This is a genomic window from Streptomyces sp. NPDC026092 (genome assembly GCF_040638605.1).
In the GTDB taxonomy this organism is placed as follows: domain Bacteria; phylum Actinomycetota; class Actinomycetes; order Streptomycetales; family Streptomycetaceae; genus Streptomyces.
Genome location: NZ_JBEZYN010000030.1, coordinates 52,135 through 73,716, shown reverse-complemented (window position 1 = coordinate 73,716; position 21,582 = coordinate 52,135). Strand labels below are relative to the sequence as shown.

The following is a 21,582-nucleotide window of genomic DNA, read 5'->3' as shown; positions in this document are numbered from 1 at the left end:
CCTTGGACACGCCCTTCTCGACGCTCATCCGTACGGCCTCTCACGAGCAGCACACCGAGGCCGAGACGTCGACCTTCATGAGCGACCTCATGGGTGGCCGGCTCGCCGTCGAGGCGTACACGCGGTACACGGAGCAGCTCTGGTTCGTGTACCGCGCCCTGGAGGACGGTGCGGAGGCGCTGCGGAACGACCCGGTGGCCGGGCCCTTCATACAGCCGGAGCTGTTCCGCACGGCCGCTCTGGAGCAGGACCTCGCCCACCTGCGGGGCCCGGACTGGCGCGAGGGTCTCTCCCCGCTGCCCGCCACCGCCGCGTACGCCGAGCGGGTGGCCGAGTGCGCGCGCGAGTGGCCGGCCGGCTATGTGGCGCACCACTACACGCGCTACCTCGGCGACCTGTCGGGCGGCCAGATCATCCGCGACAAGGCGGAGCGCACGTGGGGCTTCGCGCGCAAGGGCGACGGCGTCCGCTTCTACGTCTTCGACGAGATCACGAACCCGGCGGCCTTCAAGCGGGGCTACCGGGAGCTGCTCGACGGGGTGAACGCGGACGACCTGGAGAAGCAGCGGATCATCGACGAGTGCAAGCGCGCGTTCGACTTCAACGGCGCGGTGTTCCGGGAGCTGGGCAGCGAGTTCCCGCTGAGCGCGTGAGTTCGGGACTCAGGCGGTGAGGGTCCGCTCCAGGCGGACCCGGCCACCGAGTTCGATGACTCCGTCGGGGCCGGGGGCGGTCAGGATCTGCGACCCCCGGCCCTGAGTGATGTTCAGGGCCCGGCCCAGCTCCGCCGTGAGCAGCAGGGCCGCCGCGCCCGTCGCCTCGTCCTCGTCGATCCCGTCCCCGCGCCCGGGGAAGCCGCGCGCCCGGATCCGCCCGGCGGCCTCGTCCTCCCAGGCCCAGGCGTAGATCCACACCCCCGGCTCGGGCACGTCGAGCGCGTCGACCTCGGCGGCCGAGCCGTACCGCCGCAGGGTCCGCGCCGGGGCCCACTCGGCGCGGGCCTCTATCCAGGTGAACTCCCCGTCGCCGCGCACCCACACCTCACCGGCGGGCGGCCGGACGAGCTCCAGATCGAGCAGCCAGGCGGTCCCGACGAGCGGGTGCCCGGCGAACGGCAGCCGCACACCGGGCGTGTAGATGTCGACGTTCCCCCGCTCGGGATCGTCGACGAACACGGTCTCGCTGAACCCGAGTTCCTTGGCGAGCGCCTGCCGGGCCGCCTCGTCGGGATACGCGCGCCCGTCCCGTACGACCCCCAGCGCGTTGCCGAACCGCCCGTCGCCGGCGCAGAAGACACGCAGGACGTCGATGTCGGTGGCGCTACTCGTCACGGTCGTGTGCATGGCCGAATTCAAGCATCCAGCCGTCCCACTCGGCGGCCCCACCCGGAATCTGCCAGGCGTGCGTACGCGCTTCGCCGTACGGGGCTCCGGCGGCGGCATGAGAGAGGCCTCTCACCCAGGCCGCCCGCTGCCGCTCCGGGTCGGGGCCGGCGAACTCGCGGGTGAGCACCTTCTCGTACTCCTCGGCCACGGAACCGAGGAGTACCGTCACCTTCTCCTCGTCCTCCGCGCGGGACAGCACGACCGTGCGCGGCGTCCCGCCCTCGGCGAGGGCCGCCACCGCCCGGTCGTGGCCGTCGAGGAGGACCCAGCCGTCGAGGGCCGTCACCGACCAGAGCAGTACGGGTGCGAGGCTGCCCTCCCTGGCCTGCCTGCGGTACGCCTTGACGCGCGGGGCGTCCGGGGCGGACAGCTTCCGCAGGGGCAGGACGCCGTTCCAGCCCTGGTTCCAGTCCAGGTGGCCGTCCGGCCACTCCGTCAGGAAGTCCTCGCCCCAGACGTACGGCGGGAACACCGCACGCGGTCCGAAGATCCATCGGCCCGCGTGCAGGGGCCCCTCGTCGGCGGCGTCCAGCCGACCCGCGTACCGGCGCACCCAGTCGGGCCGCTGTCTGGCTTCGTCGGCGCGTATCGGTGGGAGGGGCGAGCGGTAGCCGGGGCGGCGGTGGACGCGGATCCCGCCGCGGTCCTCGTCGACGCGGGCGAGGAGGACGGGGCGGCCCGACTGGCGGAGCAGCATCCGGCGGCCGTCCGTCATCTCCCAGCGCAGGGGCGGTGGTTCGGGCGGGCCGTCGAGGCGGAACACGGCACCGGGGAGGTTCTCGCGGCGCAGGCGGGTGGGCATGGGCCGCACGCTAGTCGGACATGCGGCAGGGCCGCACCGCCGTTTCCGGGGGTGCGGCCCTGCCTGTGGGGGGTGGCGTTATGGGCTGCCGGCGGGTCAGGACTCCGTCGTCGTGCGGCGGCGGACCGCGATGACGACGGCCGCGCCCGCGGCGGCGATGGCGCCGGCCGCGCCGAGGAGGGTGCCGGTCGGCACGTCGGAGCCGGTCGCGGCGAGGGAGCCGGAGCCGCCGACCGTGCCGCCGCCGGTGGTCGAGCCACCGCCTGCGGTCGAGGTGCCGCCGGTGGTGCCTCCGTTGGTCCCGCCGGTCGTGGACGGCAGTGTGGCGTCCTTGTCGACGGTGAGGGCGACCGTGACCGGGTCGATCGCGGTGCCGGGCTTGTAGAAGGCCTCGCCGTTCGGGCCCGCGAACTGGGCCGCGCCGTCCTTGGTCAGCTTGGCCGGGACGTTCTTGAGCGTGACGACACCGTTCTTCGCGGAGTAGTCCGCCGTCGACAGGTCGAGGTCGGCGAAGGTGACGTCGTTCTTCGTGCCCTTGGCGGTGGTGACGTCCACGACGACGGTGCCGGAGGAGCCGTTCGCCTTGACCTTCACGTCGCTGATCGCCAGGTCGATCGTGTGCGCCGCGCACGCGAAGCGGACGGTGCCCTCGAAGACCGCGTCGGCCTTGCGGGCCTTCGCGTCCCACGTGGCCGAGCCGAAGCCGAAGTCGTACACGGAGCCGTTGTTCGTGGCGCCGCCGGTCGTGGTGGCCTTGCCGCCGCAGGTGCTGACGACGTACGAGCGCCAGGACTCCTTCACGCCCCAGGTGAGCTTGCCGTTGACGACCGACGGCGTGCCCGTGGTCGGCGCGGTCGTGGGAGCGGTCGTGGTGGGGGCGGTGGTCGGCGGGGCCGTGGTCTTCGTCGGAGTCGGGGTCGGGGTGGGCGTGGTCTGCGTCGGGGTGGGCGTCGGGGTCGGCTTCGTGCCGCCCGCCTTCACGGTCAGAGTGGCGGCGTCGAGCGCGTCGCCCTCCTTGTAGAAGCCCGCGAAGGCCTCCGCGCCGCCCTTGGTCAGCTTCGCCGGTATGTCCTTGAAGACCATCGCGCCGCCCGCGCCCTGGCCGGGCCGCACCTTGCTCATGTCGAGCGCGGCGATCGCGACGTCGTCACGGGTGACGAACTTCCCGTCGTTGCCCTTGGTGACCACGTCGGCGGTGATCTCGCCGGTCGGGGCGGCCGTGCCCTTGGTGGAGAGCTTCACGTCCGAGAGCGTGATGTCGAGGACGCCGTGGTGGGCCTCGAAGTGGACGCTGCCCTTGAAGGAGTTGGCCGTGGCGTGCGTCCCGGTGTCGTACGTACCGGTGCCGTGGACGAAGGTGAACACCCCGTTGTCCGCGGCCTGCTTCGCGCCACCGGCCACCGTGGTCCTGCCCGCCGCCATCGGAGAGGCGAGGTACTTGCGGAAGGACTCCTTGAAGCCCCAGTCCAGCGTGCCCTCCTTCAGCTCCATGACGGGGGCGCCGGCCGCCTTGTCCGGCCCGTCCGCGGCGAGGGCGGGCAGGGCGAAGACGCTCGCCCCGAGGGCGGCGGCGGTGGCGACGGCCGCCGCGAGGGCGACGGGTCGACGGGTGGTCGTGGCCATGGTGGGTGGTCTCCTACAGGGATCGGGGGTGAGGGAGAGGTTGGGGGGTTACGGGGCCCGGAAGGGTGGGGTCAGGCCGAAGGGGGCGCCGTGCGGCGTCGCCTGACGGCGACGTACACCGCGATCGCCGCGGCGAGCAACACACCCGCGCCGAGCGCGAGGTACGTGGCCGTCGCCGAGGAGTCCTCGGAGGCCGCCGCCTTCGCCGGAGCGGCCGGGGCGGAAGCCGGAGGTGACGCGGCGGCCGAGGGCTTGGTGTCGCTGCCCAGGTCGGGCAGGGCCGGCAGCTGGGCCTTCGCGTCGACCGCGACGGCCAGCGAGACGGGGTCCATCTCCGTACCGGCCTTGTACATCCCGCCGAACGCCTTCGCGCCGCCCTCCGTGAGGGTCGCGGGCGCCTCGGCCAGGACCGCGAGGCCGTTCTTCGGGGCGAAGTCCTTGGCCGTGAAGGTGACCAGGGGGACGGCCTTCTCGGTCTTGCCGGCGCTGGTGACATCGGCGCTGAGCGTGCCCTTGCCGCCGGTCACCGTGACCGAGACCTGGCCGAGGACGAGGTCGATGTGGGTGCCGGTGAAGCGGACGGAGCCCGCGAAGTCGGCGTCGAGGGTCTGCTTCCGGGGGTCGTACGTGCCCTTTCCGCTCGGGAAGCGGAACAGCGCGCCGCCGTCCTGGGCACCGGCGGAGAGGGTCCACCTGCCCTGGGCGATGGAGCCGGTGACGTACTCGCGGAAGGTGCGGCGCACGCCCCAGTCGACGGCTCCGTCCCGGAATCCGCCGGGGGCGGCGGAGGTCGTCGCCGACGGCTCGGGGGACTTCGTCGCGGTCGGTTCGGCGGCCGCCTTCACGTCGACGGTGAGGCTGATCGGGTCGAGCGGCGTACCGGCCGTGTAGTAGCCGGCGAAGGCGCGGGCGCCCTGCGCGGTCAGCGTGGCGGGCACGTTGGTCAGGGAGATCGGGCTGCCGCCGCCGCGCATGTCGATGCCGGACAGGTCGAGCGAGGCCAGCGGCACCTGCGAGGAGGTGGTGACCTGTCCCGAGCCCTTGGCCTTGCTCGCCATGTCGGCGTGGAGCGTGCCGCGCCCGCCCTCGATCCGGACCCGGGGCCTGCTGATCGTCAGATCCAGCTCGTGGGTGCCGTCGCTCTTGCGGTGACCGAGGAAGCGGACCCCGCCCGAGAAGCCGGCCGTGAGGGCGCCGGTCGCGGGGTCGTACGAGCCCTGGGCGGAGTGGAAGCGGAACTGGCTGCCGCCGACGGTGGCGGTGCCGCCCGTGAGGTTCCAATTGCCCTGGGCGATGGGGCCCGTGACGTAGCTCTGGAAGGAGGACTTGATTCCCCAGTCGAGCCTGCCCCCCTGCACCGTACGGCCCGCGGCCTGGGCGGCGGTGGCCGGGAGCAGGGACCCGAGGATCGCCGCGAAGAGCAGGACGGTGAACGCCCGGGCGGGTCTGGACAGCAGCATGGAACCCCTCCGAGGGCTGGCAAGTGAGGTAAGGCTAACCTAAGGTGCCCGGAGGCAAAACGACAGACTGCTACCCAGAACGAACAGGACGGTGCTTCCCCGTGCAGAGAACTCGCCTCGCGGGTGCGCTGATGTCCGCACTCGCGCTCGCGCTCCTGGCGACCGGCTGCGGCGACGGAAGCGCCCCGCGGCAGGCCGCCCCCTCGGCGAACTCCCCACAGGCGAAGGCCGCCCCCGATCGCGTCGAACCCCTGCCCGGCGCCCCGAAGTCCACGCTCCCCGCGACCGTGGACTCGGCGGACGGCCGGAAGGTCACCGTCACCTCCACCGAGCGGATCGTCCCGCTCACCGGCTCCCTCAACGAGATCGTCTTCACCCTCGGCCTCGGCGACCGGGTCGTCGCCCGGGACATCACGGCCACCTTCGAACAGGCCGCGAAGCTCCCGGTGGTGACCCGCGCCCACGACGTCTCCGCCGAGAGCGTGCTCTCCCTGCGGCCGACGCTCGTCCTCGCCGACACCTCCACCGGACCGGCCGAGGCGATCGCCCAGATCCGCGACGCCGGCATCCCGCTCGTCGTCGTGAGGCCCGCGAAGGAGCTGGCGGACGTGTCCACCCGGATCGACACGGTCGCCGCCGCGCTCGGCGCACCGGAGGCGGGGACCGCGCTGAAGCAGCGCACACAGGGCCGGATCGACGCCGTCCGTAAGGACATTCCCGCTCAGAACTCCCAGAGCGGCACGAAGAGCAAGCCCCGGGTGGCCTTCCTGTACGTACGCGGCTCGGCGGCCGTCTACCTGCTCGGCGGCGCCGAGTCCGGGGCAGCGTCGCTCCTGGAGGCGGCGGGCGCGGTCGACGCGGGCAAGGAGTCCGGCCTGAAGAAGGACTTCACGCCCATCACCAGCGAGGCCCTCGCGGCCGCCGCGCCCGACGCGATCCTCGTCATGACCAAGGGCCTCCAGTCGGTCGGCGGCGTCGACGGCCTGGTGAAGGTCCCGGGCGTGGCGGAGACCCCGGCCGGGATGGACCGCCGGGTCGTCTCGATCGACGACGGCGTCCTCCTCAACTACGGCCCGCGCACGGACGAGGTGCTGCGGTCGCTGGTCGACCAGCTGTACGGGGAGACGAAGTGACGGCGGTCGACGGCAGGGAGGCTCCGGCGACCCCGGCGGCCTCGAAGGCTCCGGCGCCCTCCGCCCGCAAGCCGCGCGGTACCGCCACCACCCTCACCCTCGTCCTCCTCGCCGTCCTGCTGCTCCTCGCGCTGCTGTCCGCGGGCATCGGGGCGTACGAGATCCCGCTCGGGGACGTCCTCGCCTCCGTGCAGCACCGCATCGGCCTCGGCGGCCACGCGCTGGAACGGTCGGCGGAGAGCGTGCTGTGGAACATCCGGCTCCCCCGGGTGGTCCTCGCGATCCTCGTCGGCGCCTCGCTCGGCTGCGCGGGCGCCCTGATGCAGGGCGTGTTCGGCAACCCGCTCGCCGAGCCCGGGGTGATCGGCATCTCGGCGGGCGCGGCCGTGGGCGCGGTCGGCGCGATCGCGCTCGGGCTCAGCTTCCTCGGCAACTGGACGGTGACGGTCTGCGCGTTCGTGGCCGGGCTCGCGACCGTGTTCCTCGTGTACGCGATGTCCCGCGCGGGCGGCCGTACGGAGGTGGTGACGCTGATCCTCACCGGTATCGCGGTGAACGCCTTCGCGGGCGCCCTGATCGGCCTGTTCATCTTCTTCGCCGACAACGCGCAGATCACCCAGATCACGTTCTGGCAGCTCGGCTCGCTCGCCCAGGCGACCTGGCCGAAGGTGCTCGCCGTCCTGCCGTGCGCGCTGGTCGGTCTCGCCGTCGCCCCGTTCTACGCCCGCAAGTTGGACCTGCTCGCGCTCGGCGAGCGGCCCGCGCGGCACCTGGGCGTGGACGTGGAGCGGCTGCGGATCGTCCTCATCCTGGTCGTGGCGCTGCTCACGGCCGCCGCGGTCGCGGTGGCGGGCATCATCACCTTCGTGGGCCTGCTCGTTCCGCACCTGCTGCGGATGGCGAACGGCCCCGGCCACCGCTTCCTGGTCCCGGGCAGCGCGCTCGGCGGCGCGGTCGTCCTCGCGGCCGGCGACCTGGCGGCCCGTACGATCGCGGCCCCCGCCGAACTCCCCCTGGGCGTCCTCACCGCCCTCTTCGGCAGCCCGTTCTTCTTCTGGCTGCTGCGCAGGACTCGTCGTAGGCAAGGTGGTTGGGCATGATCCGCGGTTCTTCTCCGGCAGCGGACACCCCGAGCGCCTCCCCCTGCCGGGGGTCCGGGGGTTGTCCCCCGGGCAGGCACAGTTGGCTGCTGCGCAGGACTCGTCGTAGGCAAGGTGGTTGGGCATGATCCGCGGTCTTCTGCGTCTCGCGGGCCGTGCGCGCGAACTGCCCGTGCCGACGGCGCCCGGTGACGTCGTCGCCGAGGCTCGGGGGCTCCGGGTCGGGCTCGGTGGGCGGGAGGTGCTCGGCGGGGTGGACGCGCGCGTACGGGCCGGTGAGGTGCTGGCCCTGGTGGGGCCCAACGGGGCCGGGAAGTCGACGCTGCTCGGCGCGCTGGCCGCCGATCTCGCGCCGGCCGGCGGCGAGGTACGGATCTGCGACCGGCCCGCCACCGGCTGGTCCGCGCCCGAACTGGCCCTGCGCCGGGCCGTGCTGCCGCAGGCGGCCGCGCTCGCCTTCCCCTTCCCGGTCGCCGAGGTGGTCCGGATGGGCCGGGCCCCGTGGGCCGGGACCGGGTACGAGGAGGAGGACGAGGCCGCCGTCGCCGAGGCCATGGCGGCCACCGAGGTGGCGGAGTTCGCGGACCGCCCCTTCTCCGCGCTCTCCGGCGGTGAACGCGCCCGGGTCGCCCTGGCCCGCGTCCTCGCCCAGCGCACCGCTCTGCTGCTGCTCGACGAGCCGACCGCCGCGCTCGACCTGCGCCACCAGGAACTCGTGCTCCAGGTCTGCCGCGAACGCGCCGCCGCCGGGGTCGCGGTGGTCGTCGTCCTGCACGACCTCGGCCTCGCCGCCGCGCACGCGGACCGGGTCGCGGTGCTGCACGCCGGGCGGATCGCCGCCGACGGACCGCCGGCCGAGGTCTTCGACGAGGAGCTCCTGAGCCGGGTGTACCGACAGCCGGTCGATGTCCTCGCGCACCCGCGGACCGGCGTCCCCCTCGTCGTCCCGCGCCGCACCGCACCCGGATCCGAGGACGAACCCCGACCCGTACCCGGAGCCGGAACCGGACCCGCGCCCGAAACCGGCAAATCCGGCGCCTTGACCGGCGCTTGACCGTGTCATGGTGCGCCGCAGAGCGTGCCGTGACCGCGTCGCGACCGGGCGGGGAACGTGAGAGCGGAATCACTGGACGGCCCGGTTTGCCTGAGGTAAGCCTCGGTTAAGTTAGGCCCGCCTCACCCCGGTCCTACCCCGCCTCACCCCCGTCACGATCCCCTCTGGAGCACCCGTATGCGAGCCGTCCGTCTCTCCGTCGTCACCGCCGCGGTCACCGCCGCGGCACTGACCGCCGTCACCGGCTGCACCCAGAAGAGCGACGCCAAGGGTGACGACGGCGCCGTCACGGTCGTCGCCAAGGACGACTCCTGCGAGGTCTCGAAGAAGGAGTTCCCGGCCGGGCACGTGGAGCTCGCCGTCGAGAACCGGGGCACGAAGGTCACCGAGGTCTACATCCTGTACCCGGACGACCGGATCGTGACCGAGCGCGAGAACATCGGCCCCGGCACCAAGGCCACCGTCACCGCCGAGGTCAAGGCCGGTGCGTACGAGATCGCGTGCAAGCCCGGCATGAAGGGCGACGGCATCCGGCAGAAGGTCACCGTCACCGGTGGCGCCGCAGCCGCCAAGCGCTCCCCCGAGATGGACGCCGCCGTGGCCGCCTACCGCCAGTACGTCCAGGCGCAGGCGGACGAGACCCTGCCCAAGGTGAAGGTCTTCACCGACGCCGTCCGCGCCGGTGACGTCGAGGCCGCGAAGAAGGCGTACGCCGACTCCCGTATCGGCTGGGAGCGCACCGAGCCGGTCGCCGAGTCCTTCGGCGACATCGACCCGAAGGTCGACGTCCGCGAGGACGGCCTGGAGGCCGGCCAGGACCCGGCGAAGGACTGGACCGGCTGGCACCGCCTGGAGAAGGCGCTCTGGCAGGACAAGAAGATCGGCGACCGCGAGAAGGAGCTCGCCGACACCCTCGACAAGGACCTCGCGGACTGGGTGAAGCGGGTCGGCAAGGCCGACATCACCCCGACCTCGATGGCCAACGGCGCCAAGGAGCTCCTCGACGAGGTCGCCACCGGCAAGGTGACGGGCGAGGAGGAGCGTTACTCCCACACCGACCTCGTCGACTTCAAGGCGAATGTCGAGGGCGCGCAGAAGTCCTTCGACCTGCTCAAGCCGGTCGCCTCGAAGAACGACCCGACGCTCGTCGCCGAACTCGACAAGCAGTTCGCGGCGCTGAACACGCTCCTCGACAAGTACCGCACGGACAAGACCGGTTACGTGTTCACCTCGTACGACAAGGTCGGCAAGGCGGAGCGCAAGGAGCTGTCGGACGGCGTCAACGCGCTGGCCGAGCCGCTCTCCAAGCTCGCCGCCGCGGTCGTGAAGTAGAAGGAGCGGAGGACACGGACATGTCCGAAACGAACGAGGCCATAGAGGCGGCGGGCGACGGTCCCGCGACCTCGCGGCGCACCGTCCTCGGTTGGGGCGGTGCCGGGCTCGCGCTCGGCGCCGCCGCGGCCGGCGGGGCCGTCGCCCTCGGCCGGCCCGGGGACGCCCCCGTGCCCGCGTCCGACAGCGGCTCGGCCGTCCCCTTCCACGGGGCCCACCAGGCCGGTATCGCCACGGCCGTCCAGGACCGGCTGCACTTCGCCGCGTTCGACGTGAAGACGACGGCCCGTGCCGAGCTCGTCCAGCTCCTGAAGGACTGGACCCGCGCCGCCGAGCGGATGACGGCAGGTCGCGAGGTCGGCGAGGGCGCCTACGGCGGTCTGCCGGAGGCCCCGCCGGACGACACGGGCGAGGCCCTCGGCCTCAAGCCGTCCCGGCTCACGCTCACCATCGGCTTCGGGCCGTCCCTGTTCGACGGCCGCTTCGGGCTCGCGGACCGGCGGCCGGGGGCTCTGGTCGACCTGCCCAAGTTCCCCGGCGACAACCTGGACCCGGCGCGCAGCGGCGGCGACCTCTGCGTGCAGGCCTGCGCGGACGATCCGCAGGTGGCCGTGCACGCGATCCGCAACCTGGCCAGGATCGGCTTCGGCAAGGTCGCGGTCCGCTGGTCGCAGCTCGGCTTCGGCAAGACGTCCTCCACCACCCCCGACGCGCAGACCCCGCGCAACCTGTTCGGCTTCAAGGACGGCACCCGCAACATCGCGGGCACCGACACCGCGGGCCTGGACAAGCACGTGTGGGTCCCCGCCAAGGACGCCCCGGGCGGGGCCGCCTGGATGGCGGGCGGCTCGTACCTGGTCGCCCGCCGGATCCGGATGAACGTCGAGACCTGGGACCGCACCCCGCTGGCCGAGCAGGAGGACATCTTCGGCCGCGACAAGAAGGAGGGCGCGCCGGTCGGCAAGGCCAAGGAGCACGACGAGCCGTTCCTGAAGGCGATGAAGCCGGAGGCCCATGTGCGGCTCGCGCACCCGGACTCCAACAACGGGGCGACGATCCTGCGCCGCGGCTACTCCTTCACGGACGGCACCGACGGCCTGGGCCGTCTGGAGGCGGGCCTGTTCTTCCTCGCGTACCAGCGGGACGTCCGTACCGGCTTCATCCCGGTGCAGACCTCGCTGGCCCGCGCGGACGTCCTCAACGAGTACATCCAGCACGTGGGTTCGGCGCTGTTCGCCGTCCCGCCGGGCGTCCGGGACACGGGCGACTGGTGGGGCCGGGCGCTGTTCTCCTGAACGGGAAGGGACCGACGTGTTCGGCAATTATCTGATCGGGCTGCGCGAGGGTCTCGAAGCCAGTCTGGTCGTCTGCATCCTCATCGCGTACCTGGTGAAGACCGGGCGCCGCGACGCCCTGCGGCCGATCTGGATCGGCATCGGGGTGGCAGTCGGGATCGCGCTCGCTTTCGGCGCCGGGCTCGAGTTCGGCTCGCAGGAGCTGACGTTCGAGGCGCAGGAGCTGCTGGGCGGCTCGCTCTCCATCCTGGCGGTGGCCCTGGTCACCTGGATGGTGTTCTGGATGCGGCGCACGGCCCGGCATCTGAAGGCGGAGCTGCACGGCAAGCTGGACCAGGCGCTCCAGATGGGCACCGGCGCCCTGGTCGCGACCGCGTTCCTGGCGGTGGGCCGCGAGGGCCTGGAGACGGCGCTCTTCGTCTGGGCGTCCGTGCGGGCCTCGTCGGACGGCACGTCGGCGCCGCTGATCGGGGTGCTGCTCGGCATCGCCACGGCGGTGCTCCTCGGCTGGCTGTTCTACCGCGGCGCGCTGCGGATCAACCTGGCGAAGTTCTTCACCTGGACCGGCGGCATGCTGGTCGTGGTGGCGGCCGGTGTCCTCGCGTACGGCGTGCACGACGTCCAGGAGGCGCGCTTCCTGGACGGTCTGGCGGACAAGGCCTTCGACATCTCGGCGACGATCCCGCCGGACAGCTGGTACGGGACGCTCCTCAAGGGCGTCTTCAACTTCCAGCCGGACCCGACGGTTCTTCAGGTCACGGTGTGGGCGCTCTATCTGATCCCGACGCTCGCGCTCTTCCTGGCCCCGGTAGGGTCGGGTCCGTCCGTGCCCGTGGAGAAGCAGAAGGCGACCGATGAGAAGGCCGAGGCGCCCGTCGAGGGCACGCACTGAGCTGGGGCGACCGTCGAGGGTTCTCGTGACGACGGCGTTGGCGGGCGCGCTGGCGCTGACGGCGAGCGGCTGCGTGACGGTGCACGGCGAGCGTGAGGTCGTACCGGCCGCGACGCAGACCGAGGCCGCGCAGGCGCTCAAGGAGTTCATCGCGGCGTACAACAAGGCCGACAAGGAACACGATCCCAAGCTCGACGCGGACCGGGTCACCGGTGCGTTCGGAGCGATCAACCAGGCCGCGATGAAGGCCCGTTCGGTCACCCAGCCCGACGGCAACCCGGAGCACCAGCCGCTGGAGCTCACCGACGCGAAGTTCGTCGTGCCGAAGAAGGCGGGCTGGCCGCGCTGGTTCGTCGCGGACGCCGACTCCAACCGGGACACCGGCACGGACAACAGCGGCAACCGCTGGCTCGTCGCCTTCGTGCGCAACGGCCCCGACCAGCTGTGGGAAGCCGCCTATCTGACGATCCTGACCCCGGACGAGCGCCCCGTGTTCAAGACGGACGGCGGGTTCGCGGTCCCGGTCGCCCCGGACGCGACCGGCCTCGCGCTGGCGCCCAAGGACCTGGGCCGGAGCTACGCCACGTTCCTCGGGGGCGGGGAGCAGGGCCCGTTCGCGGCCGGTCCGTACACCACGGGCTGGCGGGAGCAGCGGCAGAAGGAGGCGAAGCGGGTCGGCATGGCGACGCAGTACGTCGACCAGCCCACGGACACCGGCGACTTCACGCCGCTGGCCCTCGCGACCGAGGACGGCGGGGCGCTCGTCTTCTTCGCGACGCGCTACTTCGAGCGGCAGACGGCGGCCCAGGGGTACCGGCCGAAGGTCGGCGACGAGGTGAAGGCGCTGATGACGGGCGAGGTGAAGAACACCGTCACGAAGGAGTGGGTGTCGAGCCAGTCGGTCCTGGTGAAGCCCGCGGGCACGACCGACGGCGCGGTCACGATCACGAACCGGCTCCAGGGCGTCACGGCGGCGAAGGGCTCGTAACTCCGGCCCCGCCCGTCGGCTCCGTCCCTCAGCGGCGGCCGAGCGGCCAGGCGACCGCGGGTTCGGCGTGCTGGTCGCCGCGCTCGGCCGCGTGGCGGGCGCAGGCGTCGGTGAGGGTCTCCAGGAGGTTCAGCGGGTCCGGCAGGGCGTGCTCGGGGCCGCGGACCCAGGCGACCGACGGCTGCTCGTCCTCGTCACCGATGAGCCGGGCCGGTGGTACGAGGACATAGCTGCCGCGACAGTGCCAGCGGAGCCCCGGGTGCTCGTCCATGGTCTCCGGATGGCAGTCCAGCTCGCAGGGCCACCACTCGTCCTCGTCCTCGGGGGTGCCGCGGGTGGCGGTGAAGAAGAGCATCCGGCCGCCGTCGCCCGCGCTCTCGGCGGACTCGGCGACGGGCCCGACCTCCACACCCTGGTCGAGGAGCCGCTCCAGGGCGGCCCGGCCGGCGGCGAGCGGTACGTCGAGGACGTCGTGGACCATGCCGGTGGCCGTGACGAAGTTCGCCCCGGGCTCGTTGCGGGCCCAGCGCTCGATCTGGGCGCGGTCGGTGGTCGACTGCGTCTGCCAGGCGAAGGAGACGGGGTGCCGGGCGGGGGTGGGACAGCCGATGCGCTCGCAGGAGCAGCGGTATCCGACGGGGTACGCGGCGGGGGCGAGGGGCAGTCCGGCGGCGGCGACGTCCAGGAGCAGGGTCTCGCGGCGGTTCTCGTCCTCGGCCGCGGTGCGTTTCGGGCGCCTGCGCAGCCACTGCGCGAGTCTGCTCTCCGTGCCGCGGTAGCGGCCGATACCGTCGCCCATCTATCCCCTCACACCTGCGCTCGCCTGTTACTCGCCCGTTCGGCTCTGCCCATCGTCGCATCTTCCCGTGCTTCAGGTGACCGGAGTCCCCAACCGGGGTACGTAACGGGGTTACGCCCTGGGCGCGATCCCGCGCAGCGCGTAGTCGACGAGGGTGTCGGCGTAGGCGTGGGTGAGCGGCAGGGTGCGGTGGAGCCAGCGGTGGTTCAGGGGCCCGACGAGGAGTTCGAGGGCGACGCGGGGGTCGACGTCCGGGTCGATGTCCCCGGCGGCCTGGGCGGCCTGGAGGCGGCGTACGTAGTACTGGAGCTGGGGTTCCAGGAGTTTCTCGACGAACTGGGCGCCGAGCTCGGGGTTCACGACGCCCTCGGCGGCGAGGGCGCGGGAGGGGGCGTCGTAGGTGGGGTTGTTCAGCTCGTCGACGGTGGCGCGGAGCACGTACTTCAGGTCGGCGGCGAGGTCGCCGGTGTCGGGGATCTCACTGTCGGCGTCGCCTCCGAGGGCCTCGTTCGCCTGGGCGGCGAGGTCCAGGAAGGCGTCGAGAAGGACGGCGGCCTTGGAGGGCCACCAGCGGTAGATGGTCTGCTTGCCGACGCCGGCGCGGGCGGCGATGCCCTCGACGGTCGTCCTGGCGTAGCCCGTCTCGGAGACGAGGGCGAGGGCGGCGTCGAAGATGGCGCGGCGGGAGCGCTCACTGCGCCGTGAGGCGTCGGGGGCCTTGCTCTTGGTCTCGGTGCTCTTGGAGTCGGGCATGGCTCCAACCTACCAGCTGACGAGACGATGCGTCTCGCCCAACTGTTCCCCCCTGATATTCGGCGGAACCACCCGATCGGTTCACTGCGCCCAGCCGGGTCGAGGGCGGACCATAAGCTCGTCCGACGACTGATTCTCCGTCCGTGAGGAGCTCTCATTGCGCCAGACCCCGCGCGAGGCCTCGCCCCGCCGCTACCTCATGTGCCCACCCACGCACTTCGAGGTGACGTACTCCATCAACCCCTGGATGGACCCCACGAAACCGGTCGACCTGCCGCTCGCCCTCGCCCAGTGGGAGGACCTGACGGCCCGCTACCGCGCCCTCGGCCACACCGTGGAACTGCTCGACCCGCTCCCCGGCCTGCCGGACATGGTCTTCACCGCCAACGGCGCGACCGTCGTGGACGGCCGGGTGCTCGGCGCCCGGTTCGCCCACGCGCAGCGTACGGAGGAGGAGGCCGCGCACCTGGACTGGTTCCGCGCCAACGGCTACACCGAGGTGCGCGTGCCGGAGCACGTGAACGAGGCCGAGGGCGACTTCGCGGTCACCTCGTCGTGGATCCTGGCCGGCCGGGGCTTCCGCTCCACGCCGCTCTCGCACCTGGAGGCGCAGGAGTTCTTCGGGCGCCCGGTGGTCGGCCTCGAACTCGTGGACCCGCGCTACTACCACCTGGACACGGCCCTGTGCGTCCTGGACGCGGAGGCCGACGAGGTCATGTACTACCCCGGCGCCTTCTCCCCCGGCAGCCAGGAGGTGCTGTCCCGGCTCTACCCGGACGCCCTGCTCGCGACCGAGCGGGACGCGGCCGTGCTCGGCCTGAACGCGGTGAGCGACGGCCACCACGTGCTGCTGCCCCAGGCGGCGGTGGGGCTCTTCGAACCGCTCCGTGACCGCGGCTTCGAGCCCCTGGGCATGGACCTGTCGGAGCTGCTCAAGGGCGGCGGCAGCGTGAAGTGCTGCACCCAGGAGCTGCGCCCCTGAGCCGCCGGGCGACCCCTCGGCCCCTCGCCCGCTACTCCGGCTGCTCCGGGGGCCAGGGGTCGCCCCACTCGACGTCCCGGGCGGCCTTGTAGAGCGTCCCGTGGCGCTTCGTGACCGTCTCGCGGCTCAGCCCGGTCTCCTCGGGGCCGCAGAGGTCGAGCAGCACCTGGCCCTTGCGGATCTGCGGCTTCCGGGTCACCCGCGAGGCCACCGGGGCGACGGGGAACCGGGTCGCCGCCACGTAGGCGAACTTCTCGTCCTCGTACGGCAGCGAACCGCCCTTCACCTTCCGGTGCAGCGAGGACCTGCTCACGCGGGCCGCGAAGTGGCACCAGTCCTTGCCCGGCTCGATCGGGCACGCCCCGCTGTGCGGGCACGGCGCGGCGACGGTGAAGCCCGCCTCGACGAGGAGGGAGCGCGCGGCGATGATCCGCTCGTAGCCGTCGGGGGTGCCGGGCTCGACGATCACGACCGCCTGCGCGACCCGCGCGGCCTCGGTCACGAGCGCCGTCCGGTCGGCCTCGGTCAGTTCCTTCAGGACGTACGAGACGGTCACCAGGTCCGTCGCGTCGAGCCGCAGGGCCCCGCCGATCCGGGCGCGGCGCCACTCGGCGTCGAAGGCCCCGCCGGCCAGTTCCTTGCCGAGGGCGAGGGCGGGCTCCGCCCAGTCGAGGACGGTGGTGCGCGGGGCGCCGTCCCAGGCCTCCGCGACCGCCCAGCTCGCCGCTCCGGTGCCGCCGCCGACGTCGGTGTGCGTGGCCGGCTCCCACGCGGGCGCCGCGCCCCGCAGGGCGTCGAGGGACGCCCGTACCGCCTCGAACGTCGCCGGCATCCGGTACGCGGCGTACGCGGCGACGTCGGAGCGGTCGCGGAGGACCGGGGCATCGGTCGGGGTGGTCCCCCGGTAGTTGGCGATCAGCCGGTCGACGGCCTGGGTCGCCTGGCGCGGCGGCAGCCCGTCGAGCAGCCCGGCGAGCGCGGCGCGCAGCGCGTCACCGGAAGCGAGGGAGGGGGAGGCGTTCACCTCCACATTTTAGGCGGTCGGTGGGAGCGCTAGGCGGTCGCCTGGGAGCGCCAGGGCCGGCACAGGCCGAGGAAGCAGGCGAGCGCTCCGGCCGCGCAGACCAGCTGGACGACGGCCATCGGCACGGCCGTCGCCTCGCCGGCGATGCCGACGAGCGGGGAGGCGATCGCGCCGATCAGGAAGGACGAGGTGCCGAGCAGCGCGGAGGCCGAGCCCGCCGCGTGCGGGGTGCGCATCAGCGCCTGCGCATTGGTGTTCGGCAGGACGAGACCCATCGCCGACATCAGGACGAAAAGACCGGCAGCCACGGCCGCGAGGGAGGGCTTCCCGAAGACCCCGCTCGTCATGACGAGCAGCGCCGCCGCGGCGAGCACGATCACGCCGAGCCCCCAGCCAAGCGCCTTGTCCAGACTGACCCGGCCGACGAGCAGCTTGCCGTTGATCTGGCCGACGGCGACGAGACCGATGGAGTTGAGGCCGAAGAGCAGGCTGAAGGTCTGCGGCGAGGCGCCGTAGATCTCCTGGACCACGAACGGAGAGGCGCTGATGTACGCGAAGAGCGCGGCGAAGCCGAGGCCGCCGGCCAGCATGTAGCCGGTGAAGACCCGGTCCGCGAGCAGCCCGCGCATGGTGCGCAGCGCCTCGCCCACGCCGCCTTCGTGCCGCCGCTCGGGCGGCAGCGTCTCGCCCAGCCACTTCCAGACCACCAGGGTCAGCAGGACGCCGATGACGGCGAGGACGTAGAAGACGCCCCGCCAGTCGGTGATCCGCAGGATCTGGCCGCCGATGAGCGGGGCGATGATCGGGGCGACGCCGGAGATCAGCATCAGGGTGGAGAAGAACCGGGCCATCTCGACGCCGTCGTACAGATCGCGGACGACGGCCCGGGCGATGACGATGCCGGCCGCGCCCGCCAGGCCCTGGAGCAGCCGGAAGCCGATGAGCAGCTCGACGGTGGGCGCGAAGGCGCAGACCGCGGTGGCGGCGACGTACACGAGCATGCCGATGAGCAGCGGACGGCGGCGCCCCCACTTGTCGCTCATCGGGCCGACGACGAGCTGGCCGAGCGCCATGCCGGCGAGGCAGGCGGTCAGGGTCAGCTGGACGGTCGCGGCGGGCGAGCGGAGCATCTGGGTGACCTCCGGCAGCGCCGGCAGGTACATGTCCATGGAGAGCGGCGGGAGCGCGGTGAGACCGCCGAGCACGAGCGTGACGAGCAGGCTCGCGCGCCGCGCTGGGGCGGCGGGACCGGCGGATATGTGGGCTGGCGATCCTTGCTTCGTGGGCTGGCCGCTCTCCGGCATCGACTGCTCCATTTCGTTGAAACTTTCCCTATGCTCTCAGCTCGTCGGGACAGGTCGAGACCTTTCTGAGGTGGGGCATGGGGTCGGGCATGGGGTCGGGCATGGAAAAGACCGTTCGGTGGGGCGTCCTCGCGACGGGCGGGATCGCGGCGAAGTTCGCCGACGAGCTGCGCGCGACGGACGGCGCGGAGGTGGTGGCCGTGGCCTCCCGCACGGAGGCGTCGGCGCGGGCCTTCGCGGACCGGTTCGGGATACCGAAGGCGTACGGGGAGTGGTCCGCGCTCGCCGCCGACCCGGACGTCGACGTGGTGTACGTGGCGACCCCGCACCACGCGCACCGGGAGGCCGCGGGGCTCGCCCTGGAGGCGGGCAAGGCGGTCCTCTGCGAGAAGGCTCTCACCCTGAACGCGCGCGAGGCAGAGGAGTTGGTCGCGCTCGCCCGGGACCGTGGTCTCTTCCTGATGGAGGCCATGTGGATGTACTGCAACCCGCTGATCCGGCGGATCGCGGAGCTGGTCCGGGACGGGGCGATCGGCGAGGTGAGGACCGTCCAGGCGGACTTCGGTCTGGCCGGCCCGTTCGCCCCCGACCACCGGCTGCGCGACCCGGCGGTCGGCGGCGGGGCGCTCCTGGACCTCGGCGTCTACCCGGTCTCCTTCGCCCAGCTGCTGCTCGGCGAACCCGACACGGTCCAGGCGCACGCGCTCCTTTCGCCCGAGGGCGTGGACCTGAACACGGCGATGCTCCTCGGCTGGTCGTCCGGGGCCTCGGCCCTGCTGTCGTGCTCGGTGGTGGCGGACACCCCGATGACGGCGTCCGTGACGGGCTCGGCGGGCCGGATCGACCTCCCGCACGGCTTCTTCTTCCCGGACCGCTTCACGCTCCTACGGCCCGGCCGGGAGCCGGAGGAGTTCGTCCTTGAGGGCGATCGGCAGTCCCTCCGCCCGGAGGCGGAGGAGGTCGTGCGCTGCCTGCGCGGGGGCCTGACGGAGTCCCCGCTCGTACCGCTGGACGGTTCGCTGGCGGTGATGCGGACGCTCGACGCGGTACGGGCCCGCGTCGGCGTCCGCTACCCCCAGGAGCTCGCTATGCGGGCTTGAGCCCGGGATTCCCCGCCTCCGTGACGAAGGACCCGGCCGTGGTGACCGGGGCGCCCGGGGTCGTCACGGCCGAGACCGTACGGAAGTCGGCGCGGGCGCTGTCCTGCCCGAGCGCGACCGTCACATAGCCGCGCCGCCCGTTGTAGAACTTCAGGTGCGGGTTGGCGGCCGTGAGGTTGTCGTAGTTGGCGGGCCGGTCGGCGCCGTCCTTGCCGCTGGCGATCGAGGTGGCGACGATCTCGGTGCCGAGGGTGCGGGAGGCGGGGTCGCGGTGGTCGGCCTTGATGTCGAGGCCGTAGCCGACGTGGACGTCGCCGGTGAGGACCATCAGGTTCTCCACGCCGGCCGCCGTCGCGCCGTCCAGGATCCGCTGCCGGGAGGCCGGGTAGCCGTCCCAGGAGTCCATGGAGAGCTTGAAGGCGTCGGTCGGCACGTCGCGCCGCTCGGCGAAGACGACCTGCTGCGGGACGACGTTCCAGAGCGCGCGCGAGGCGCGCCAGCCGTCGAGCAGCCAGCGTTCCTGCGTGGCGCCGGTCATGGTGCGGCTCGGGTCCTCGGACTCGGGGCCTGGAACCCGCCAGCCGTCGCCGTACGCCTGGTCTGAGCGGTACTGGCGGGTGTCGAGGATGTCGAACTGGGCGAGCCGCCCGAAGCGGAGCCGCCGGTAGAGCCGCATGTCGGCCCCCTGGGGATGCTGGGGCCTGCGGAGCGGCTGGTTCTCCCAGTAGGCGCGATAGGCGGCGGCGCGGCGGATCAGGAACTCCTCCGGCGGCACGTCGTTCTCGGGGGTGCCGCCCGCGTAGTTGTTCTCGGTCTCGTGGTCGTCCCAGGTGACGGCGAAGGGGTGCGCGGCGTGGGCGGCCATGAGGTCGGGGTCCGACTTGTAGAGGGCGTACCGCAGCCGGTAGTCCTCCAGGGTGATCGTCTCCCGGTTGAAGACGGCGGGGAGCCGGCGGTCGGTGTAGGCGCGGGCGCCGCCGGTGGCGTTGACGGCGTACTCGTAGAGGTAGTCGCCGAGGTGGAGGACGACGTCGACGTCCTCCTGGGCGAGGTGCCGGTAGGCGGTGAAGTAGCCGTCGTGGTACGCCTGGCAGGAGACGGCGGCGATCTTGAGCTCGGTTATTCGGGTGCTGGGCGCGGGTGCGGTACGGGTGCGGCCGACGGGGCTGGTCCAGTCGCCGACGAGGAACCGGTAGTAGTACACGCGGTCCGCGCCGAGGCGGTCGACGGCGACGTGGACGCTGTGCTGGAACTCGGGGTGCGCGGTGACGCTGCCGCGCCGTACGACCCGGGTGAAGCGCTCGTCGTGGGCGAGCTCCCAGCGGACGGCGACCCGGGTGCGGGGCAGTCCGGCGCCGGGCTCGAAGGGGCGGGGCGCGAGCCGGGTCCACAGGAGCACGGAGCCGGGGAGCGGGTCGCCGGACGCCACCCCCAGGGTGAACGGGTTCTCGGTGATCCGGCGCGGGTTCAGCTCGGCGGCGCTCGCGGCGCCCGCGGCCGGCAGCTGGACGGCGAAGGCGAGCGCGGCGGCGGCGCCGGCGGCGGTGAGGAGACGGCGGCGGGTGGCGCCCTCGAAGTGGCGGGCGGCGGCGCGGAGTTCGTCGGTGTGGGCGGACCGGTCGGCTGCGGATTCCTGCGGGTACGTCATGTGCCCCTCCCCTGACGGATGTTGTCCGTGAGGCATTGGAGTGGCGCGGGACGTCCCTGGGTTGTCGGGTACAGAACATCCGCGTGTCGGACGGATGAGTTCCCTGTGCACCGATCTCCCGTACGCTGCGCGCCCATGAGCACTGAGTCGCGGGTCGCGGTGGTGACGGGAGCGGGTTCGGGCATCGGCCGGGGTGTGGCCCTTGCCCTGGCCGGGGCGGGCTGGCAGGTGGCGCTTGCGGGCCGCAGGCGGGAGCCCCTGGAGGAGACGGCGGCGCTGTCCCCGTCCCCGGACGTCGTGTGCGTCCCGACGGACGTGACGTCCCCGGAGGCGGTGGGGGCGCTCTTCGACTCGGTACGGGAGCGGTGGGGCCGGGTCGACCTGCTGTTCAACAACGCGGGCACCTTCGCGGGCGGCGGGACCCCGGTGGAGGAGCTGGCCTACGAGACCTGGCGCTCGGTCGTCGACGTCAACCTGACGGGCGCGTTCCTGTGCGCGCAGGCGGCCTTCCGGACGATGAAGGAGCAGTCGCCGCAGGGCGGCCGGATCATCAACAACGGCTCGATCTCGGCGCACGTACCGCGCCCGCACTCGATCGCGTACACGGCGACGAAGCACGCGATGACGGGCCTGACGAAGTCCCTGTCACTGGACGGCCGCCCGTACCGGATCGCCTGCGGCCAGATCGACATCGGGAACGCGGCGACGGACATGACGGCCCGGATGCAGACGGGCATCCTGCAGGCGAACGGCCAACTGGCCCCGGAACCGGTGATGGACGCGGCGGACGTGGCGGCGACGGTCGTCCACATGGCGGCCCTGCCGCTGGAGGCGAACGTCCAGTTCGCGACGGTGATGGCGACGACGATGCCGTACATCGGCCGTGGGTAGGGGGCTCCCGCCCCCCA

At 72.8% G+C, this 21,582-nt stretch carries 20 protein-coding genes; 11 read left to right on the top strand and 9 right to left on the bottom strand.

From position 1 onward, the window contains the following. The first annotated feature begins 2 nt into the window (after positions 1 to 2). On the top strand, positions 3 to 653 hold the full coding sequence (locus tag AB0F56_RS33345) for a biliverdin-producing heme oxygenase (protein ID WP_362016626.1): 651 nt from the start codon (positions 3 to 5) through the stop codon (positions 651 to 653). 9 nt (positions 654 to 662) lie between these two features. Here the strand turns inward: AB0F56_RS33345 and AB0F56_RS33340 are convergent, their stop codons facing one another. From AB0F56_RS33340 to AB0F56_RS33325, 4 genes are all read right to left on the bottom strand, one after another. Continuing rightward, positions 663 to 1,343 (bottom strand): PhzF family phenazine biosynthesis protein, encoded by a 681-nt coding sequence (locus tag AB0F56_RS33340; protein WP_362016624.1) that lies wholly within the window; start codon positions 1,341 to 1,343, stop codon positions 663 to 665. After that, entirely contained in the window at positions 1,321 to 2,187 is an 867-nt protein-coding gene (locus tag AB0F56_RS33335) for a hypothetical protein (RefSeq protein WP_362016622.1), read from the bottom strand. Before AB0F56_RS33335 ends, AB0F56_RS33340 begins: the two co-directional genes overlap by 23 nt. A 96-nt stretch (positions 2,188 to 2,283) precedes the next feature. After that, positions 2,284 to 3,810, bottom strand: a complete 1,527-nt coding sequence (locus AB0F56_RS33330; protein ID WP_362016620.1) for an HtaA domain-containing protein — start codon at positions 3,808 to 3,810, stop codon at positions 2,284 to 2,286. A 71-nt stretch (positions 3,811 to 3,881) separates the two neighbouring features. Further along, entirely contained in the window at positions 3,882 to 5,270 is a 1,389-nt protein-coding gene (locus tag AB0F56_RS33325; RefSeq protein ID WP_362016619.1) for an HtaA domain-containing protein, read from the bottom strand. A 131-nt stretch (positions 5,271 to 5,401) separates the two neighbouring features. Between AB0F56_RS33325 and AB0F56_RS33320 the strand changes: the two genes are divergently transcribed. From AB0F56_RS33320 to AB0F56_RS33290, 7 genes are all read left to right on the top strand, one after another. Beyond that, positions 5,402 to 6,403, top strand: coding sequence for an ABC transporter substrate-binding protein (locus tag AB0F56_RS33320; protein ID WP_362016646.1), 1,002 nt, complete (start codon positions 5,402 to 5,404; stop codon positions 6,401 to 6,403). After that, positions 6,400 to 7,503 carry an iron ABC transporter permease gene (locus AB0F56_RS33315; protein ID WP_362016617.1) on the top strand — a complete coding sequence of 368 codons (1,104 nt, stop codon included), beginning with the start codon at positions 6,400 to 6,402 and terminating at the stop codon, positions 7,501 to 7,503. The genes AB0F56_RS33320 and AB0F56_RS33315 overlap by 4 nt, the downstream gene beginning before the upstream one ends. Before the next feature lie 124 nt (positions 7,504 to 7,627). Beyond that, positions 7,628 to 8,557, top strand: a complete 930-nt coding sequence (locus AB0F56_RS33310; protein WP_362016615.1) for a heme ABC transporter ATP-binding protein — start codon at positions 7,628 to 7,630, stop codon at positions 8,555 to 8,557. A 177-nt stretch (positions 8,558 to 8,734) separates the two neighbouring features. After that, positions 8,735 to 9,889, top strand: coding sequence for an iron uptake system protein EfeO (efeO, locus tag AB0F56_RS33305; RefSeq protein ID WP_362016613.1), 1,155 nt, complete (start codon positions 8,735 to 8,737; stop codon positions 9,887 to 9,889). A gap of 20 nt (positions 9,890 to 9,909) precedes the next feature. Next, complete coding sequence (gene efeB / locus AB0F56_RS33300) at positions 9,910 to 11,184, top strand: iron uptake transporter deferrochelatase/peroxidase subunit (protein WP_362016612.1); 1,275 nt, start codon at positions 9,910 to 9,912, stop codon at positions 11,182 to 11,184. Positions 11,185 to 11,200: 16 nt separating this feature from the next. Further along, entirely contained in the window at positions 11,201 to 12,076 is an 876-nt protein-coding gene (efeU, locus tag AB0F56_RS33295; RefSeq protein ID WP_362016610.1) for an iron uptake transporter permease EfeU, read from the top strand. Between the two features lie 25 nt (positions 12,077 to 12,101). Next, the gene (locus tag AB0F56_RS33290) at positions 12,102 to 13,064 is read left to right on the top strand and encodes a hypothetical protein (protein WP_362016608.1); all 963 of its coding nucleotides are present in this window, start codon (positions 12,102 to 12,104) and stop codon (positions 13,062 to 13,064) included. A 28-nt stretch (positions 13,065 to 13,092) separates the two neighbouring features. On the opposite strand, the gene AB0F56_RS33285 is transcribed toward AB0F56_RS33290, so the two are convergent. Both AB0F56_RS33285 and AB0F56_RS33280 read right to left on the bottom strand, forming a co-directional pair. After that, positions 13,093 to 13,863, bottom strand: a complete 771-nt coding sequence (locus AB0F56_RS33285; protein ID WP_362016606.1) for a bifunctional DNA primase/polymerase — start codon at positions 13,861 to 13,863, stop codon at positions 13,093 to 13,095. A gap of 111 nt (positions 13,864 to 13,974) precedes the next feature. Continuing rightward, positions 13,975 to 14,616 carry a TetR/AcrR family transcriptional regulator gene (locus AB0F56_RS33280; RefSeq protein WP_362016604.1) on the bottom strand — a complete coding sequence of 214 codons (642 nt, stop codon included), beginning with the start codon at positions 14,614 to 14,616 and terminating at the stop codon, positions 13,975 to 13,977. Positions 14,617 to 14,773: 157 nt separating this feature from the next. Here AB0F56_RS33280 and ddaH point away from each other — a divergent pair, with 157 nt between their 5' ends. Beyond that, positions 14,774 to 15,598, top strand: coding sequence for a dimethylargininase (ddaH, locus tag AB0F56_RS33275; RefSeq protein ID WP_362016603.1), 825 nt, complete (start codon positions 14,774 to 14,776; stop codon positions 15,596 to 15,598). A gap of 31 nt (positions 15,599 to 15,629) precedes the next feature. Here the strand turns inward: ddaH and AB0F56_RS33270 are convergent, their stop codons facing one another. Both AB0F56_RS33270 and AB0F56_RS33265 read right to left on the bottom strand, forming a co-directional pair. Then, positions 15,630 to 16,622, bottom strand: coding sequence for a small ribosomal subunit Rsm22 family protein (locus AB0F56_RS33270; RefSeq protein WP_362016601.1), 993 nt, complete (start codon positions 16,620 to 16,622; stop codon positions 15,630 to 15,632). A gap of 29 nt (positions 16,623 to 16,651) precedes the next feature. Further along, the gene (locus AB0F56_RS33265) at positions 16,652 to 17,926 is read right to left on the bottom strand and encodes a Bcr/CflA family multidrug efflux MFS transporter (protein ID WP_362016599.1); all 1,275 of its coding nucleotides are present in this window, start codon (positions 17,924 to 17,926) and stop codon (positions 16,652 to 16,654) included. A gap of 101 nt (positions 17,927 to 18,027) precedes the next feature. On the opposite strand from AB0F56_RS33265, the gene AB0F56_RS33260 reads away from it, so the two are divergent. Beyond that, positions 18,028 to 19,026 carry a Gfo/Idh/MocA family oxidoreductase gene (locus AB0F56_RS33260; protein WP_362016597.1) on the top strand — a complete coding sequence of 333 codons (999 nt, stop codon included), beginning with the start codon at positions 18,028 to 18,030 and terminating at the stop codon, positions 19,024 to 19,026. Here AB0F56_RS33260 and AB0F56_RS33255 read toward each other — a convergent pair. Continuing rightward, complete coding sequence (locus tag AB0F56_RS33255) at positions 19,013 to 20,674, bottom strand: alkaline phosphatase D family protein (RefSeq protein WP_362016595.1); 1,662 nt, start codon at positions 20,672 to 20,674, stop codon at positions 19,013 to 19,015. The two genes, AB0F56_RS33260 and AB0F56_RS33255, sit on opposite strands and share 14 nt — an antisense overlap. Before the next feature lie 135 nt (positions 20,675 to 20,809). Here AB0F56_RS33255 and AB0F56_RS33250 point away from each other — a divergent pair, with 135 nt between their 5' ends. Continuing rightward, entirely contained in the window at positions 20,810 to 21,565 is a 756-nt protein-coding gene (locus AB0F56_RS33250; RefSeq protein ID WP_362016593.1) for an SDR family oxidoreductase, read from the top strand. Positions 21,566 to 21,582: the final 17 nt, after the last annotated feature.

Excerpts from the sequence above, each read along its gene's own strand:
- AB0F56_RS33320 (WP_362016646.1), top strand. The coding sequence starts at position 5,402 with ATGTCCGCACTCGCGCTCGCGCTCCTGGCGACCGGCTGCGGCGACGGA.
- AB0F56_RS33250 (WP_362016593.1), top strand. The coding sequence starts at position 20,810 with ATGAGCACTGAGTCGCGGGTCGCGGTGGTGACGGGAGCGGGTTCGGGC.
- AB0F56_RS33265 (WP_362016599.1), bottom strand. The coding sequence starts at position 17,926 with ATGCCGGAGAGCGGCCAGCCCACGAAGCAAGGATCGCCAGCCCACATA.
- AB0F56_RS33260 (WP_362016597.1), top strand. The coding sequence starts at position 18,028 with ATGGAAAAGACCGTTCGGTGGGGCGTCCTCGCGACGGGCGGGATCGCG.
- AB0F56_RS33335 (WP_362016622.1), bottom strand. The coding sequence starts at position 2,187 with ATGCCCACCCGCCTGCGCCGCGAGAACCTCCCCGGTGCCGTGTTCCGC.
- AB0F56_RS33325 (WP_362016619.1), bottom strand. The coding sequence starts at position 5,270 with ATGCTGCTGTCCAGACCCGCCCGGGCGTTCACCGTCCTGCTCTTCGCG.
- AB0F56_RS33340 (WP_362016624.1), bottom strand. The coding sequence starts at position 1,343 with ATGCACACGACCGTGACGAGTAGCGCCACCGACATCGACGTCCTGCGT.
- AB0F56_RS33255 (WP_362016595.1), bottom strand. The coding sequence starts at position 20,674 with ATGACGTACCCGCAGGAATCCGCAGCCGACCGGTCCGCCCACACCGAC.
- efeO (WP_362016613.1), top strand. The coding sequence starts at position 8,735 with ATGCGAGCCGTCCGTCTCTCCGTCGTCACCGCCGCGGTCACCGCCGCG.
- AB0F56_RS33280 (WP_362016604.1), bottom strand. The coding sequence starts at position 14,616 with ATGCCCGACTCCAAGAGCACCGAGACCAAGAGCAAGGCCCCCGACGCC.
- AB0F56_RS33285 (WP_362016606.1), bottom strand. The coding sequence starts at position 13,863 with ATGGGCGACGGTATCGGCCGCTACCGCGGCACGGAGAGCAGACTCGCG.
- efeB (WP_362016612.1), top strand. The coding sequence starts at position 9,910 with ATGTCCGAAACGAACGAGGCCATAGAGGCGGCGGGCGACGGTCCCGCG.
- AB0F56_RS33330 (WP_362016620.1), bottom strand. The coding sequence starts at position 3,810 with ATGGCCACGACCACCCGTCGACCCGTCGCCCTCGCGGCGGCCGTCGCC.
- AB0F56_RS33310 (WP_362016615.1), top strand. The coding sequence starts at position 7,628 with ATGATCCGCGGTCTTCTGCGTCTCGCGGGCCGTGCGCGCGAACTGCCC.